At 39.3% G+C, this 16,461-nt stretch carries 14 protein-coding genes; 1 reads left to right on the top strand and 13 read right to left on the bottom strand.

Going from position 1 to position 16,461, the window contains the following annotated elements:
* Positions 1 to 106: 106 nt before the first annotated feature.
* From CLW00_RS18355 to purN, 4 genes are all read right to left on the bottom strand, one after another.
* Positions 107 to 1,912: an ATP-dependent nuclease gene (locus tag CLW00_RS18355; RefSeq protein WP_106135161.1), complete on the bottom strand. Its 1,806-nt coding sequence runs from the start codon at positions 1,910 to 1,912 to the stop codon at positions 107 to 109.
* Between the two features lie 141 nt (positions 1,913 to 2,053).
* Positions 2,054 to 3,160 (bottom strand): site-specific tyrosine recombinase/integron integrase, encoded by a 1,107-nt coding sequence (xerA, locus tag CLW00_RS18350; protein ID WP_106135160.1) that lies wholly within the window; start codon positions 3,158 to 3,160, stop codon positions 2,054 to 2,056.
* Between the two features lie 202 nt (positions 3,161 to 3,362).
* A complete protein-coding gene (gene purH / locus CLW00_RS18345; protein ID WP_106135159.1) occupies positions 3,363 to 4,889 on the bottom strand; it encodes a bifunctional phosphoribosylaminoimidazolecarboxamide formyltransferase/IMP cyclohydrolase in 1,527 nt (508 codons plus the stop codon).
* 110 nt (positions 4,890 to 4,999) lie between these two features.
* A complete protein-coding gene (gene purN, locus CLW00_RS18340; protein ID WP_106135158.1) occupies positions 5,000 to 5,557 on the bottom strand; it encodes a phosphoribosylglycinamide formyltransferase in 558 nt (185 codons plus the stop codon).
* 244 nt (positions 5,558 to 5,801) lie between these two features.
* Here purN and CLW00_RS18335 point away from each other — a divergent pair, with 244 nt between their 5' ends.
* Entirely contained in the window at positions 5,802 to 6,581 is a 780-nt protein-coding gene (locus tag CLW00_RS18335) for a prohibitin family protein (protein WP_106135157.1), read from the top strand.
* A 429-nt stretch (positions 6,582 to 7,010) separates the two neighbouring features.
* Here the strand turns inward: CLW00_RS18335 and CLW00_RS18330 are convergent, their stop codons facing one another.
* The 9 genes from CLW00_RS18330 to CLW00_RS18290 all read right to left on the bottom strand — a co-directional run bounded on the left by CLW00_RS18330 (position 7,011) and on the right by CLW00_RS18290 (position 16,445).
* Positions 7,011 to 7,655, bottom strand: coding sequence for a DUF2911 domain-containing protein (locus CLW00_RS18330; RefSeq protein WP_245917378.1), 645 nt, complete (start codon positions 7,653 to 7,655; stop codon positions 7,011 to 7,013).
* Positions 7,656 to 7,712: 57 nt separating this feature from the next.
* Entirely contained in the window at positions 7,713 to 8,528 is an 816-nt protein-coding gene (locus CLW00_RS18325) for an enoyl-ACP reductase FabI (RefSeq protein WP_106135156.1), read from the bottom strand.
* A 198-nt stretch (positions 8,529 to 8,726) separates the two neighbouring features.
* Positions 8,727 to 10,379 carry a DNA repair protein RecN gene (gene recN / locus CLW00_RS18320; RefSeq protein WP_106135155.1) on the bottom strand — a complete coding sequence of 551 codons (1,653 nt, stop codon included), beginning with the start codon at positions 10,377 to 10,379 and terminating at the stop codon, positions 8,727 to 8,729.
* 44 nt (positions 10,380 to 10,423) lie between these two features.
* Complete coding sequence (gene porD, locus CLW00_RS18315) at positions 10,424 to 11,326, bottom strand: type IX secretion system protein PorD (RefSeq protein ID WP_106135154.1); 903 nt, start codon at positions 11,324 to 11,326, stop codon at positions 10,424 to 10,426.
* A gap of 41 nt (positions 11,327 to 11,367) precedes the next feature.
* On the bottom strand, positions 11,368 to 12,576 hold the full coding sequence (gene coaBC, locus CLW00_RS18310; protein WP_106135153.1) for a bifunctional phosphopantothenoylcysteine decarboxylase/phosphopantothenate--cysteine ligase CoaBC: 1,209 nt from the start codon (positions 12,574 to 12,576) through the stop codon (positions 11,368 to 11,370).
* A 2-nt stretch (positions 12,577 to 12,578) separates the two neighbouring features.
* The gene (locus CLW00_RS18305; protein ID WP_106135152.1) at positions 12,579 to 12,893 is read right to left on the bottom strand and encodes a DNA-directed RNA polymerase subunit omega; all 315 of its coding nucleotides are present in this window, start codon (positions 12,891 to 12,893) and stop codon (positions 12,579 to 12,581) included.
* Between the two features lie 26 nt (positions 12,894 to 12,919).
* Entirely contained in the window at positions 12,920 to 13,855 is a 936-nt protein-coding gene (locus tag CLW00_RS18300; protein WP_106135151.1) for an outer membrane protein assembly factor BamD, read from the bottom strand.
* A 71-nt stretch (positions 13,856 to 13,926) separates the two neighbouring features.
* Positions 13,927 to 14,634, bottom strand: a complete 708-nt coding sequence (locus tag CLW00_RS18295; protein WP_106135150.1) for a T9SS type A sorting domain-containing protein — start codon at positions 14,632 to 14,634, stop codon at positions 13,927 to 13,929.
* A 131-nt stretch (positions 14,635 to 14,765) separates the two neighbouring features.
* Positions 14,766 to 16,445, bottom strand: coding sequence for an OstA-like protein (locus tag CLW00_RS18290; RefSeq protein ID WP_106135171.1), 1,680 nt, complete (start codon positions 16,443 to 16,445; stop codon positions 14,766 to 14,768).
* Between the last annotated feature and the right edge of the window lie 16 nt (positions 16,446 to 16,461).

The following is a 16,461-nucleotide window of genomic DNA, read 5'->3' as shown; positions in this document are numbered from 1 at the left end:
CCTATGCTTGATGAACCGCCGTATACGAGACCCGTACGTACGGTGGTGTGAGGGGTGCTCCGCAGGCTTATGGCCTGCGGCCATCCACTCGATTACCTGCTGGCTTTTATTCTTCAACTATTTTTTTCAACTGAGGTATTGTAATTTTGTCAGTTTTTTGCAGTAAATCTATGTTTTCATAACCATTTTGCAATTTCCCAATTAGAATACCCAAGACAGTTTTGCCATACCTATATCTTTTCGGATTAGCTTCATACTGTTCTTTCAATTTTTTTATTGTTTTTGGGTAGCTAAATTTATAGGCTTCACCGTTATATTCTGCTTCTTTTTGATAAACTGCAATTTTGTTATACAACTTGTCAAGTGATTTATCTTTTGCTTCTTCTGTTGATTCATTTATCTTTTGCTCTATTTCCTCAATGCTAAAATTCGGATATAACGAGTTGATGTGTGCGGAATTTATAAAGTATGATTCAATATCATAATATTCAGTCTGAAACAAATGAAACTTAATGTCACTTGATTTATTTAAATTAATAAGCCTTTCCTTCACTCTATCTTTATCTGGTTCATCATTGTCAAAAAAGTCACTATCACGGTGAAAAATAATATGTCGTAAGTCGGGCTTGTCTGTTAATTTTATTTTACAAGACTGCATAGCAGCAAGTAAATTTGTGCGATTTTCATACGATATGAATTCGGTACTTTCAATATCAAAGCCTTGGATTTCAAAAAGCTTTTTTACGAAACTTAAATCTTGATCTTCCGAAAGAACAAGAGTTCTCGTATTGCTTTTCAGTTTTTCTAATTCTTGAGCCTTTAATTCAGCAATTTGCCTTAGTTCAACTTCCTTTGCAATGTAGTCTGTAATTATAGGTAAAATACCTACTTCCTTATCAAAAACTTGAGTGTCATCAACTTTGAAAAGCTTGGTGCCTGTTTCTTCACTCTCTGTTTTTACCAAATACAAATTGGTTATTTCAGGGAAATCTTTTGAAAGTGAATAAAAGGCTGGAGAATGTGTGTTTATAAAGATTTGTAAGTCAGTAGAAAAACCTGCAAAGATTTTGGCAAGTTTAAAAGCATTACCCATTTCTAAATTATTTTCAGGCTCTTCAAATCCCCAAATCGTATCAGGGTTTATGACGGCTTGACCTGTGATAGACTTGTAGTGATTTGAAATAAACTTTAAAATAATTGGTATATGCTGTGCTTTAATACCATCTCCTCTTTTGTTCAGAGAAATAACGACACCACCTTTGTCAAGTGAAAAATCCAACGTTGAAAACAACGATTTAAAATTGGTTGGCATACCTATTTGACTAGTGTAGCCTAATTCTGCTGTAATATTATCGACTAAAACTTCAACTTCATTTTTCAGAGCTTCAATAAAATTTGAGGACGCATCATTAAAAGCAGTTGGTGTTATTTCACTTAATGAATCGTGCAATTCCCCCATCAAATGATTGAAATACTCAACTCCTCTTATGGCTGGAACATATTTATATTTTAGTTTTTTTAGCCATTGTAAAGCCCCGCTTCTCCCTGGTAGAACTTTACCATTTATTGTCTTGATTTCATCCTTATGTAAACCCTCCTTTCTCCAAATTTTTGTCCACACAACTGCATCTTTGTCTTTGAATCTTTTTGGGGTTAGAAATGTGATTTTTATTGTTATCTCTTCAGCCTTTTTATTTGGTGTTCTCGCGTATTTTGAAAAATCATCAATAAACCTATATTGATTTCCAATTTCAGTTTCACCATTAAAAAATAGATTCAGAGCTTTCAAAAAATTTGATTTTCCAATATCATTTTGACCGACAACAATATTTAAGTTATTTAGAGTTAGTCCTTTATCCAATTTGACAATTGAACGAAAATTTATAATTTCTATCGACTGAATTATTATCATATTTTAAGTTTTGTCATTTTTTAAGCTTGCAGGTAACTTGTATATACCCCTGACAACTTTCAGGCTTAGCCCTTCAATAAAGGATGGCTAAGCCTGATTTTTTTATTAATTGTTACAGGGTTTATTAAAACTACATATTTATTATAAATCATCAAATGGAGACCAGATTTTTCCCAAGTTCTGAATACTGACATGGGTATAAATTTCAGTGGTCTTACTCGAATTATGACCTAATAATTCTTGGATATATCTCAAGTCCGTTCCTCGCTCCAATAAATGAGTTGCATAGGAATGCCTTAGCCAATGTAATGTGACTGGTTTTTTAATTCCTGATTTTACCAAAGCTTGCTTAAGCACACTTTCCAGACTCTTTTCACTGTATTTGCCAATTGATCTATGGCCTTCAAATAAATAAACACTCGGCTTAAAAATCTTGAAATAAGACCTAAGCAACTCTAAAATTTTTGGGGATAATGGAACCAGCCTGTCTTTTTTACCTTTGCTTTGTCTGATAATTAAAAACCTCCGCTTGCTGTCCACATCGGTAATTTTCAAATTCAATAATTCACTCCTTCTTAGACCACAAGAATAAATAAGAGATAGCATTGCTCTGTGCTTTAAGTTCTGATGACTATCTAGAATAATTTTTACTTCCTCTTTACTCAACACATTGGGCAATATCTTCTGCCTCTTAGGCCGGTATACAATTTCAGGATTGAATTTTACGCCCCTTCTATTCTTAAAAAACAACTTAATTCCATTGACCACCTGATTTTGATAAGAACCAGAATAACCCCTGGCCAAAATATACTCCTTGTTGAACCTTTCAAGATCATGGTTATCAATCTCTTCAATAGGCTTGTTTTCCAAAAACCTCAAAAATATGGACACAGCATCCCTGTAAGTCTTTACCGTACTTTCACTATAGCGCTTATTCCGCAGCCAATCCTCAAACTTGCTGATTTCAATGGCTAAAAAATCAGCCATTACCGGCAATTCCGAAAATGTCTTGGGCAGCTCTAACTTCCTCAACTCACTGTAATCCAACCATACTTTCCCTTTAAAATATTGCAGCATTTCTGAAAGCTTACTATCTTCATAAGAAACCCACCACACTTTCTTCTTGGTATCCCAATTACATCCTGGAAATTGCTTGACCAGTTCCTTTAGTTCAAATTCATACAGGAACTCTATCCTGATTATTGGACTTTTGCCCATCCAGTCATTTTTCAAAACTAGCTTTTTCATAAAAATCAGATTTAAAAATCAATTCTATTTATAAAAATAAAATTTTCATGGATATCAAAAGATGGTTTAGGATAGAATAGTCGATTAAGTATCCGGTTAACTTAAAAAAATAAAACCCCCACAGCAGCTGCAGGGGTTAAAGAGAAAAGCATCGAAGCATTATCTCGAACTCTTTAATTTTGGTAATCCAATATATTTCATTTTAATGCTTAAAATGCCTCACACCCGTCATTACCATACTTATCCCATTGGCATCGCAATAGTCTATGGAATCCTGATCTTTGATGGATCCGCCGGGCTGTACCACTGAGGTGATACCCGCTTCATGGGCGATTTCCACACAGTCAGGGAATGGAAAGAAAGCATCTGAAGCCATCACGGCACCAGTGAGTTCAAAACCAAAGGACTTGGCCTTTTCTATCGCCTGCCTCAAAGCATCTACCCTTGAAGTCTGTCCCACGCCTGAAGCAAACAGTTGGTCACTGTTGCTCAATACAATCGTATTGGACTTGGTATGTTTGCAGATCTTGGCAGCAAATACCAAAGCATCTTTTTCATATTCGCTTGGTGCCTGCTTGGTAACAATCTTGAAGTCTGATTTGCTTTCTGTGTTCAGGTCCTTGTCCTGTTCGATTACTCCGTTGAGCAAGGTCTTGATTTGCTTATTTCCCGGGACATCGATTTTTTGTTGCAGGAGAATACGGTTTTTCTTGCTTTTCAATACTGCCATAGCTTCTTCATCAAACGATGGTGCGATCAGCACTTCAAAAAACAAACTGTTCATCTCCTCCGCAGCTGCTAAATCCACATTTTGATTGGTGACCAAAACGCCGCCAAAAGCGGATGTGGTATCTGCAGCAAATGCTTTTTGGTAGGCTTCTTTTACGGTATCGGCTGTAGCGCATCCGCAGGCATTGGTATGTTTGAGTATGGCAAAAGCTGTTTCACCCTTAAACTCAGCAATCAAAGCCACAGCTGCATCTATATCGACTAGATTATTGTAGGATAGCTCTTTGCCGTGGAGTTGGGCAAACATCTCTCCCAAGTCTCCATAAAAATGTGCCGCTTGGTGCGGATTTTCACCATAGCGCAGGGCTTTGGCTTTGTTTTCTGACACTTTTAGGGCCGGGATGTTTTCAGTTCTGTTGAAATAGTTGAAAATATGGGTGTCATAATGGGAAGAAACCTGAAATGCCTGTGCGGCAAAGTACCTTCTGTCTTCCAAAGTAGTGCTGCCATTTTGGGTCCTCAGTCTTTCCTCCAATTCGCCATATTGATCTCTGGAAGCGATGATGGTAACATCCTTGAAGTTTTTGGCTGCTGCGCGGATAAGGGAGATGCCTCCGATGTCGATTTTTTCTATAATATCTGCTTCGGCTGCACCTGAGGCAACTGTTTCCTCAAATGGATACAAATCAACGATCACCAAGTCAATGGCTGGGATGTCATATTCCGTGGCTTGGGATACATCGCCCTCATTTTCCCTTCTGTGAAGGATACCGCCAAAAACCTTTGGGTGTAAGGTCTTTACCCTACCGCCGAAGATAGAAGGATAACCTGTCAACTCCTCTACAGGGATGACTTCAGCTCCTTGTTCTTCGATAAACTTCTGCGTGCCACCTGTAGAATAGATGCTGACACCATTAGCTTTGAGTAGTGCGATAATTGGTTCTAGGTTGTCTTTATAAAAGACCGAAATGAGTGCTGATTGTATTTTTTTGTTAGCCATAATATTGTTGAATGCCACAATGACAAAGGGATCCAAATAAATGGATTGGAGCCTTGTGACTATATTTTGATTAGAAAATTTTCACTGACAAAGGTAGGAAAACCAAGGCATTAAAGCAGGCTTTCTATCACATTTGGGAAGTATTTGTACTCCAGTTTGTGGACCTTGGCTGCAATATCTTCAGGAGAATCCTCAGCTGAAACAGGCACAGCAGCTTGGAAAATGATTTTTCCCTCGTCATAGTGTTCGTTTACCAAGTGGATGGTAATTCCGGACTCTTGGTCTCCGGCATTTTTTACTGCATGGTGCACATGCATACCGTACATGCCCTTTCCACCATATTTTGGAAGTAGGGCAGGGTGGATGTTGATGATCCTATCCGAAAAGGCTTGAATCAAATTTGAAGGTATTTTAAGCAAGAAGCCGGCGAGTATTACCCAGTCTATTTTTGCTTCCTGCAGTTTTTGGACGAGTTCTCCTGACTCCAGTTCAGATTTGGAAAAAGTAAAGTGGGGAATTTGAAGTTTTTTAGCCCTCTCAAGCACGAAAGCGTCTTTTTTGTTGGAAGCGATCAGAGCTACCTTTCCTTTTTTGGAATCTGCGAAGTATTTGACAATTTCCTCAGCATTGCTGCCGCTGCCGGAGGCCAATATGGCTATATTTTTCAAATGATCTTTCTTTATTGAAGTACCAAAAATAGGTACATGTCAACGACTCTCCAAGAGAAATTACAGGACTTGCATCAGTTGGCTTTTTTTTAGGCATCCAATTCTGTAGATGGAGATTTTTCTCCGCTCTAACGTTTGGGTTTAAATTGGGTTGTGCAAAATAAATTTTATTACAAAATAATTAGTTTGAGGCAACCACTATAAATCAGTATTCCGTAAGAGAGGTAACACCAAATCAAATTTTATGAAAAATATATGGTCTATACTCGTTTTATTGGCAGTGCTGACGACGTCATGTGCTGTGATCCGGCAAGGAGAAGTTGGGGTCAAAAGTAGGTTTGGTAAACTTTCCCCAAATGTATCTGATGCCGGCCTGGTAGGTTTCAACCCTTTTACCTCTCGGGTAATCAAAGTGCCAATCCGTACAGTCAATCAGGAAGTGAAATTGAATCTTCCCAGTAAAGAAGGACTTACAATCGAGTCCGAAATTTCCATTTTATACAGTATTGAAAAACAGCAGGTTCCTTTTATTTTGGAGGATGTCGGTGAAAATTATGAGCGGGTACTGATCCTCAATGTATTCCGATCTGCTGCAGCTGATGTGACAGCACAGTACATGGCCAAGGACATGCACTCGGGAATGCGTTCAGTTATCGAAAACAACATCAAAGACCGTATGCATGAGTCTTTGAGAGATCGGGGTTTTGTAGTAGAGCGTGTGTTGATGAAAAGCATAGAATTGCCAACTGAACTAAGTAGGGCCATAGAACGAAAGCTAAAAGCCGAACAAGAGGCCCAACAAATGGAGTATGTTCTTGACCGGGAAAAACAGGAAGCCGAAAGAAGACGCATAGAAGCTGAAGGGACCCGTGATGCTCAGAAAATTCTGGCAGAAGGACTGGTGAGAGAAATCATCGAGTTGAGAAGCATTGAAGCCTTCCGGGAACTGGCCAATTCTCCCAATACCAAAATCATCATCACAGATGGCAAAACGCCGTATTTGATCAATTCACCTGAAAAGTAGGGAGGAGATGACCTTTGAGCCCCGATAGCTATCAGGGTAGATACGAGACACGAGAGCAAAAAACAAGAATCAAGGCAGGATTAAATGCCGTAGGATTGACCGAAATAATAGCCCGGTAATTTATTGCCCGGTATAAAGATTAAGAAAAAGTTCTAAAGTGCCGTAGGATTTCCTGCCGTAGGTATGTCACGAACTATATAAAAACAATCTAAAAAAGTGACAAGAAAAATCAGGACGTGACATAGGTAGAATCATGAAACAAGACAGAGGTTTGTGATAGTCCCCAATCTTGAATGAATTAACATGTTGAAACTTATAACTCCAGCAAAAAAACCCAGCTTCACCTTGTCATCTGAAGTTTTCAAAAACAAAAGGGAGCAATGTGAATTTGCTCCCTTTGTATATTACTCCAATATTTAAATCTGGATTTTACTTGCCTCTCACAGGCATACTCACCTTCACCTTATCCCACATCAAAGATATGGCTCCATGATTTCCGGATTCCACTTCCACCTTGTAAGTCAGGCGTTGTACTTCCTCTTCCAATTCCTCTGGGCCAACAGTCAGCCTGACCACATCGTCTGATTCGTCATAATCATCCGCGAGGTGTTGGTCATAATTCTTATTTAAAATCAATATCCACTCTTCTCTTCCGGGAATAGTAAATAAACCATACATGCCAGCAGCTACTTCTGTGTCACCGATCATGACATCCTCACTAAAATCAACAGCGGTAGCCCAGTGTGAACCACTTACCCAAACTTGATCATAGGATACCAGACCGTTCCAAATAACACGACCTCTTTTTCCCGGAGATCCATAATTGATCGTGACTTCAGCATCGCCGATGCTGCCTTTAGCCTCTCTTCTGGCACTTCCTTTGAAGGTGTCTTCTTTTAAGCCCGCATTGATGCTGTCTGCATATTCGGTTTTTTCAAGAATGTGTTCTTGTTCGAGTTGACTGATTCCTTCGACATTATCCAAATCCTGTGTTTGAACAGATTTTTCAGTATTGCATGAGACCAAAAGAGCCCCTGTAATGATACTTGGAATCAAAGTTTTCAAATTCATCATGATTTTTTTATAATGTATAAATGGTTTTAAAGTTTAGACGTTTTGTATTGTCAGAGATCAAAGATCTTTGAACTGCTCCATCAACTCCTCTGAAATCCCTGTAGTGGAGTATCCTCCGTCATGGAAGAGGTTTTGCATGGTGACATACCTGGTCAGGTCAGAGAACATGGTAATGATGTAATCCGCGCAGGCCTCTGCGGAGGCATTTCCAAGAGGAGACATTTTATCTGCAAAATTGAAGAAAGCATCAAACCCACCTATACCTGTACCTGCTGTAGTTTTGGTAGGAGATTGTGATATGGTATTGACCCTGACTTTTTTGGCTTTCCCAAAACGGTAGCCATAGCCTCTTGCAATACTTTCCAACAATGCCTTGGCATCAGCCATATCTGTATAAAAAGGGAAAACACGTTGCGCTGCAATATAAGAAAGGCCCATAATGGAACTCCATTCTTTCATGACGTCCATTTTTTCTGCGACCTGCATCATCTTATGGAAGGAAATGGCAGAGACATCATAAGATTTCATAGCCCAGTCATAGTTTAAGTCACCATAAGAACGACCCTTTCTGATGTTTGGGGACATACCGATGGAGTGAAGTAAAAAGTCAAAGTTTCCGCCCAAATATTCCTTTGCTTCGGCATAAAGTTTTTCGATATCTTCCAGAGAAGTCGCATCGGCAGGTATGACAATCGTGCCACATTGCTCCGCAAGCTCCTTGATCGCACCCATTCTCATGGCGATAGGAGCATTGGTCAATACAAACTTTGCTCCTTGTTCATGTGCTTTGATAGCAGTTTTCCAAGCAATTGAGTTTTCATCCAGTGCGCCTGTGATAATACCGACTTTTCCTTTTAATAGATTCTCTGCCATATAATTTTTATTTAGGTTGGTTCTTTAATGATTGGGTAAAAATAGGGAAAATTTCCATAAAGCTTAAATGAAGCGCTTCTGCCTTATCCTTAGAATGGACACTTAAGGCTTGTTTAGCGCTGCTGTGGTTTTTCTCAAATGAGTTTTAATGATAAGCTTTGGGGATTTATTCTTCAAGGTGGGATCCGTAAATGCCAATCAGTCAGTCAATAACTCCTTGGCACTTTCATAAGCCGAAGCGGAAGGGCTTGCACCTGCTATCATTTTTGCAATTTCATGTATCCGATCTTCTCCAGCGAGTAATTTGATTTTACTGATGGTCTTGGCAGCACTGTTATCCTTGTATACAAAGTAATGTTGCTCACCTTTGGCAGCTACCTGTGGCAAGTGAGATATGCAGATTACTTGATGTTTTTTTGCGATCTCCTGCATCATTTTGACCATTTGCAATGCAACCTCGCCTGATACTCCTGTATCGATTTCATCAAAGATGAGGGTAGGGAGGGCCATCTTATCGGCCATGATGTATTTTATGGCAAAGATCAATCGAGAAAATTCACCTCCTGATGCCACTTGCTTGAGTGGTTGAGGTTTGACGCCTTTATTTGCCGAAAAAAGAATTTCTATTTGATCTATTCCATCTTTGGTAGGTGCAACTTCTTGAGAACTGATTTCAACTTGGGCATTTTCCATCCCCAGTTGTTGCAGTAATTTGGCAAGCTCAGCGGAGAATGATTTGAAAACCGAGTTTCTTTTTTTGCTTAGTTTTTGTGCCTTTTCCATCAATGTTTTTTCGGCCGCTTTGACTTTGTTTTCCAGATTTTCCAGCTCTTCATCCAGATTTTCCACCTTTAAAACCTTGTCAGCCAAATCTTTTTCCAGCCTAATCAGGTCTTCGACAGTATCCACTCCATGTTTTTGTTGGAGATGATAGACTTTTGTCAAGCGCTCTCTTACGGTCTCGAGTTTTTCAAAATCTACCTCTACCTGACTGTCTTCATCTTCCAGGCTTGCCGAGATATCTTTGAGCTCTATCAGCATGCTTTGAAATCGCTCCTGAAAACTTTCAAATTTATGTGCCAGTTTGGCCAACTGCCCGATACCTTGTTGGGCAATGGACAGCATGCGTAAAGCGCCAAACTCCTCATCCTGCAATTGGCTGAGGATTTCCTGGATTTTAGCTTTTATTTCTTCTGCATTTTCTAAAATTTCCTGCTCGTCCTCCAAATTGCTTTGCTCACCTTCCTGTAGTTGCAACACAGACAATTCTTCAAGTTGAAACTTGTTAAAGTCCGCTTCTTTTTTGAGTTCTAGTGAAGTATGTTGAAGTTGTTCGAGTGATTTTTTGCTCTTTTTCCAATCAGAATAAGCACCGCTATAAGCTTTTAATTCCGTAAAACTCTCAGAATAGGCATCCACTAAATGCAATTGATAAGCACCATCGCCTAAGTTGAGGGTGTCATGCTGACTGTGGATGTCCATCAGGACTTTGCCGAGTTCTTTTAAGGTTTCCAGCCTTACCGGGGTATCATTTACAAAAGCTCTTGATTTACCCGAGGGGCTGATTTCTCTTCTGATGATACACTCTTTATCGAAGTCTAGGTCCTCGGAGTTAAAAAACTGTTCCAAGCCATAATTGCCGATTTCGAAACTGCCTTCGACCACACATTTGCTGCTTTCTTCAAAAAGTGCTTTTGTATCCGCTCTATTGCCAAGCAATAAGCCCACAGCACCCAGCATGATGGATTTTCCGGCCCCTGTTTCTCCTGTGATCATGTTCAATCCCCTGCAAGGATTCATTTCCAGTTCCTGAATAAGAGCGTAATTGGCGATACTGAGAGATTTGAGCATTTATAGTCAAAGGTTTTGGCTGCACAAATCTAATAAAAAACTAATCAACCTTTAAGTAAATCGTTATACCTTCTGGCATTGTTTGGATCGATTTTCATCAGGCTCTCCACAGCTTCTGTGCGGACTTCTAATGGTGCATTTTTGAGAATTTTACTTATTTCATCACCTTTCGCATCTATGAATGCTATGGTGAAAATCCCATTGGGCTGCTGTTGGTTTGCTTCGGCTACCAGCTGGATTGCTTTCACTATGTTTTTATATCCTTCTTCCGGATTGGATGTGATAAGGTCAAGTCCTCTACGGTGGTATAAATAGACAGCTTCTCTTATTGGAGCAAAAACAGAGGAAGTGTAGATGTCATTTATCAGCCAATACCTGTTTCTCCTGTCATTTGGGTTTGCCTGCCAGCCTGGCCTTGGAGACTGTTGGGCATTGTTGACTATGTTATTGGCGATTTCAAAATAGGGATCACCTCCTCTTAAGGAAAAGCTGTCATAATCAAAACCTATGATGACATAGGCATAATAGGCCAATAATGAGCTGATATTGTTAAGGAAGGAAAACCGGTTGAATTCCAGTGGTTGATTCATAAGGAACTCAAAGGACCAATTACGGTCTATAAAATTCATCACCATACTTTCGTAACTGGTGCCATATACAGGTCTCACAGATTGGATTTGAACAGTGGCATTGTAAAAACCCACTTGAGGCATATCTGAAATCGTAATCAGGATATTTCCTTTTATTCTCTCTGCCGGTTGGAATTGGTCTGTTGTCCAGACCCTGCCATTGATAAACTGTTCGAAATTGACCTTCATGTCTTCAAATACCCTTGTTTCCTGAGTTCTGGCCCTATCAGAATTGATGATGATCTGAAAATTCAACTCCTGAGCAAAAGCTGGGAATGTAAGAAGTATCAAAAGGAGTGGAAGACAGAGATTTTTCATTGCTCAAAAACTATTATAAATAGATAACGAAAATCCAAGCTTTAGATTTTAACAGGAAGCTGCTTGATACATTTTAATATCAATTGTGCAATTTCGGATTTGGGCAATACTTCTGAATTTATACTTGACCCGTCTCCTGAAAATATGCGTACCTTATTGGTATCTGACTGAAATCCAGCGCCTGAATCTCTCATGGAATTGAGTACAATAAGATCGAAGTTTTTCTTCTCCAGCTTTTCCTTTGCGTGGAATTCCTCATTTTCGGTTTCCAATGCAAATCCAACATGGATTTGGTTCCATTTTTTTTCTTTTCCAAGTGAAAAGGCTATATCTACGTTTTTGACCAATTCTATGGTCATGGCATCTCCTGCTTTTTTAATTTTTTCTTCAGCGATATTCTTGGGGGCATAATCAGCCACAGCAGCTGCAAAAACAGTAATGTCAGCTGAAGGATGTAGGGAAGAGACTTTTTCATACATCTCTTGGGCGCTCACCACTGAATGGATGGTAATACCGGGATGTTGTGGTCTTACAGCCCCTTTTCCCAATACCAAATGAACTTCCGCTCCTTGGTCAGCAAAACTGTCTGCAATAGCGGCTCCCATTTTTCCGCTGGAATGATTACTGATATACCTTACTGGATCTATGGCTTCTTGCGTAGGTCCGGAAGTGATGAGGATTTTTTTTCCTACAAAATCCTGAGAAGGCTGAAAGTGACCCAATACCCTCTCTAAAATATTTTCCGGTTCCATCATTCGGCCTTGGCCGGATAGTCCGCTGGCTAATTCTCCTGATTCTGCATCAAGGATGATGTTGCCAAAAGTTATCAGACGTTCCAGGTTTTGCTTTACGGATGGGTGTTGGTACATGTCCAGGTCCATGGCCGGCGCTACCATAACGGGGCATCTGGCAGATAGATAAGTGGCAGTAAGTAAACTGTCACAAAGTCCATTGGCGAATTTCCCGAGAGTATTGGCGCTAATTGGAGCCACTAAAAATAAATCAGCCCATAATCCAAGGTCTACATGGTTGGTCCATACACCTGATTTGGGGTCGTGAAATTGATGGTAAACTGGATTTTTGGATAGGGTAGCCAAAGTCAAAGGGGTAATAAAATCAAGAGCAGAAGTACTCATGATGATTTGTACTTCTGCTCCTTCTTTGACTAATAATCTTGTAAGATGAGCCGATTTGTAAGCTGCAATGCTTCCAGTGACTCCAAGTAGTATCCTCTTACCTTTCAGTTGCATTGTTATTCTTGTGTTTCTACGTCAGGATGACGGAAATAGAGTTTCTTCTCTACAAACTCTTCCATTGCCAATGTACTTGGTTTTGGCATCCTTTCATAAAACTTTGAAATTTCAATTTGTTCTTTGTTTTCAAAAACCTCTTCAAGGTTGTCTACAGTAGAGGCAAACTCTGAAAGTTTATTGTTAAGCTCTTCTTTCATAGTAGAAGAGATTTGCTTGGCCCTTTGGGAAATGATATGAAGTGATTCATACAAATTACCTGTTTGGTCAGAAATTTTATCCAAATCTCTTGTAATGATGGATGGATTGATAGCCATATGATTTAATTGTTTATGATTTCTTGTTAATTTTCTATTGGAGGTGCAGAAGTTACTTCAGTTGAAGGTCCCACAGCTTCCTCCTCAGCGGCAGCTTCTTCTTTTGCTTTGGCTAGTCTTTCTTCGTATTCTTTTTTGAAGTTCATGTGCGCCAATAGTTCTGCGTCTGCTTTCTTGATCAGGGGCTCTACTGCACCTGTGTATTTGCTTTCCGGGAAACGTCTTTTGAACTGATCCGCATATACTGCAACATTTTTTAGCCTTTCTTCTTTTTTGTCAAATACACTTCTTTCGCCATACGCCAAGGTCACTTCTATTAGCTTGAAGGCCAATTCTTCATTGTACTTGGAATCGGGATAGTTCTTGGCAAAGTTTTGAAACGAAATGATGCAGGCTCTGTAGAAGTCACCTGGATACAAACCTTCTGTAAGTTTGTAATACAAAATTGACTCTTGATAGGCCTTTTCTTCAAATCTTACCTGCAGATCGTCTATCATAGTCATTGCCCTTTCGTAGGAGTCTGACTCTGGAAATCTATTGATAAACAGCTGAATGGCATTTACGGCATCCTTGCTACTTTTTTGATCCAAGTTGAAATCAGGAGAATCGAGGTACAAGGCGTATGAATTCATAAACAAAGCCTCTTCTGCCAATGGACTCCTATTGTAGGTTTGGTAAAAAGTGTTGAAATAACCTGCTGCCTCTATGTATCTTTTAAGACGAAAGTGGCTATAAGCATAATTGAAATCAGCCATTTCAGCCTTGTCACTTCCTCTGATAATGGGCAAGACCTTATCATATAGGATAATTGCTTTGTTATATTCTCCGGCCTCATAATATTTGTCTGCCGCAGCATATAACTCTTCCCAATTGGTGCTTTTTTCAAGTTTGTAGAAAGGTCCACAAGCTGAAATCAGAACAATTAACAGAAGCGTAACTATGCGTGTAAGTTGGTGTTTCATAAATTTTAAGAGGCGCAAATATAAAGGATTAATCATTGGTATCAAATTCTGCCCTGCTAAGGGTTATGTTGTTATTTCTTGACAACGAGCTTTTTGGTGACAATATTTTTGTTGTCTACGAATAAGGTGTAAAAATATACTCCTGGATTGAGGTCAGCCACATTGATGACCAAGCTTTTTTGCAGGGGGTCAAGTTGGAATTCCGCTACCGGATTTCCAATGAAACTGTTGAGGGTAATTTTAGCAGCCGCACTTGGATTTTTGAACTCATAGTCGATTTGAGCTACTGTATTGCTCGGGTTTGGGAAAATGCTTCCCAGAGAAATGTCTTTGTGATTGGTCTCATCTACTGATGGATTGTACACTTCATAAACAGCTTCTATGAGGAATGCGTCCCTTACGTTGTCGGAATTTACAAAATGCAAATCAAAATTCCCTCTTAATTCAGCGATTCCCAAGTAAAAGTCTATATACAAATCAGTAAATATCTCACCTGGCTTTAAGTTTAGTTTTATTTTGCTCAATTCCCTTCTAGGGTCAAAGCATTTGTCTCCAATACACACTTTGATGTTCTGTGAAGAACCTATATTTCCCCTAAGGTATTTTAGCGTGTATTCTTTTGTTTCTTTGGAATCGTTTTGGATGATGAGTGATTTTCTATGTGAGGAGCCTATCTTTCCGCTGAATTCTATATTCTCAGACAACACGCGTACCTGAGCATCCACCACTAGTGGAAACACAAACATGCTGCATATTAAAAAGGTGAGAATACTTTTCATGTAGAGTTTTATCAATAAGCTTAAAATTATATTTCCTCGAACGTTATTTTAAATACGATTAAAAATACCAAATAGGTTTCAGTTTTGTACTATTTGGCGGTTAATTTTTGTTAACCCATGTAAAATTTTTTTCACCCTTCTACGTTCCTGATTTCTTTTTTCAATACAGGCTCTTCAGGCTTCTTCATTTCAAATCCAGATTTAGTTTTTTCATCTATCAATTCCTGCAGTTCTTTATCACTTGGGCGTGTGATGATTACCTCTGGCTGATCAAAGAAATCATCTGGAAAATCCTCTCTTTTCTTAGGTGTTCTCCATGCAAAAATCATATCCATGTTAGGTTTTTCTTCCTCCCTCCATGTAAAACCTTCAAGAAGCTTGTCTTCTTCGTCAATGAGGTGTGGTGGGTTGAATTCTCCCTCTGGTTTTACCAGCCAATTTATCTTTTTGATATTTCCTTCCTCAAAGTACATCATGATGTTAGCGCAAAGCATCTTGTTCATCCCCCGAAGTGTGGAATCACCTATCACATCAAAATAGATCGATTCGCCATTTCCTTCTATATGAAATCTTGAAATCTGTCCCTCGGTAAAATAGCCTGTCATTTTCCGACCTTTCATTTGGTTGAAATTGCCAAGGGTGTCCTTACTGATGTTGAACGCATTCCTGTTGAGGTGAACGCGGTCAATCTCCTCATTTGCTATCAAAAAGCTGACCGAGTCTGCGGTAATCTGGCTTTTGTCATTCCACAAAACAGGATCTTGGTACAAATGTATGGTAGAGTCAGAATAGATGTAGGCCAAGGAATCTGACTTTCCGTAAAAATCTGACTTGATCATTTTTACATTCCGGAAAGCGAGGAGATGCCTTTCTTCTTCATTTTCACTGTCTTGAGATATCAATGTGTCAGATATCATATACATGGTATCTTTTTCAAAATATTTTTGAACCAACGCGTTGCCATAAACAATACTGTATTTCCGATCTTCCCAGTATTTTCCTTCTTCACCAAAAATTTCTATTTCACGCTCTTTGTTGTACACACTCACATCTGTTCTACCCTCGTAGTATTTGAGGTTTTCGTCGTAATAAAGCACTTCTGCATAGACTTTACTCGTGGCTGTTTCTACATCACCATCATAAAACCTGAATATTTTGCGCTCTGTATCGTAAAAACTGCCTTTTTGCGCATTGAGTTTGTCCCCGTCTTTGGAAACAATATTGGTTAGGCCGACCGTTTCAGCTGTCTTGGGAACGGTCATGTAAATCATGAAATTGGTCTTGAGTGTGTAATCAGGGTTGACCAAGACGACATTTTCCGTAAACGTGATTTTTTCTATTCGGGTCTCATATTCACCATTTGTACTTGTGAGCACATTTGTAGAATCCACCACTTTGCCATCATTGAAATAGTTGGCCACCCCGGTAGTTCTATTATAGTCCAAAAAATCAGTGTAGAGGGTTGTTTCTTCATTTTTGAACACCACATTGTTTCTTAACTTGGCGATTTTAGTATTACCGTCATACTCTGCATACCTGCTATTGGTGGTGACAGGGTCTTCTGTATCTACAATACGGACATTTCCAAAGAGTTTGGCCCTATTTTCTGACCTGAAAAAGTGGGCTGAATCACAATAAATCAGGGAATTCTGGTGTTTCATTCTCACATTGTGGATCAGACGCTCAAATCCAGCAGCACCTTGAAGCAAATCAGCTTGCTGGATCTCCAGGGTATTGGAGTCTTGGGCCACTACCAAAAAGGGGGATAATCCGAAAAAAAGAAGAAGGGCGAAAAGGAAGTTTTTGATCATTTGAAGTTTTGTCGGC

Source organism: Mongoliibacter ruber (genome assembly GCF_003003005.1).
GTDB classification, from domain to species: domain Bacteria; phylum Bacteroidota; class Bacteroidia; order Cytophagales; family Cyclobacteriaceae; genus Mongoliibacter; species Mongoliibacter ruber.
This window is presented reverse-complemented; position numbering and strand designations above follow the sequence as displayed.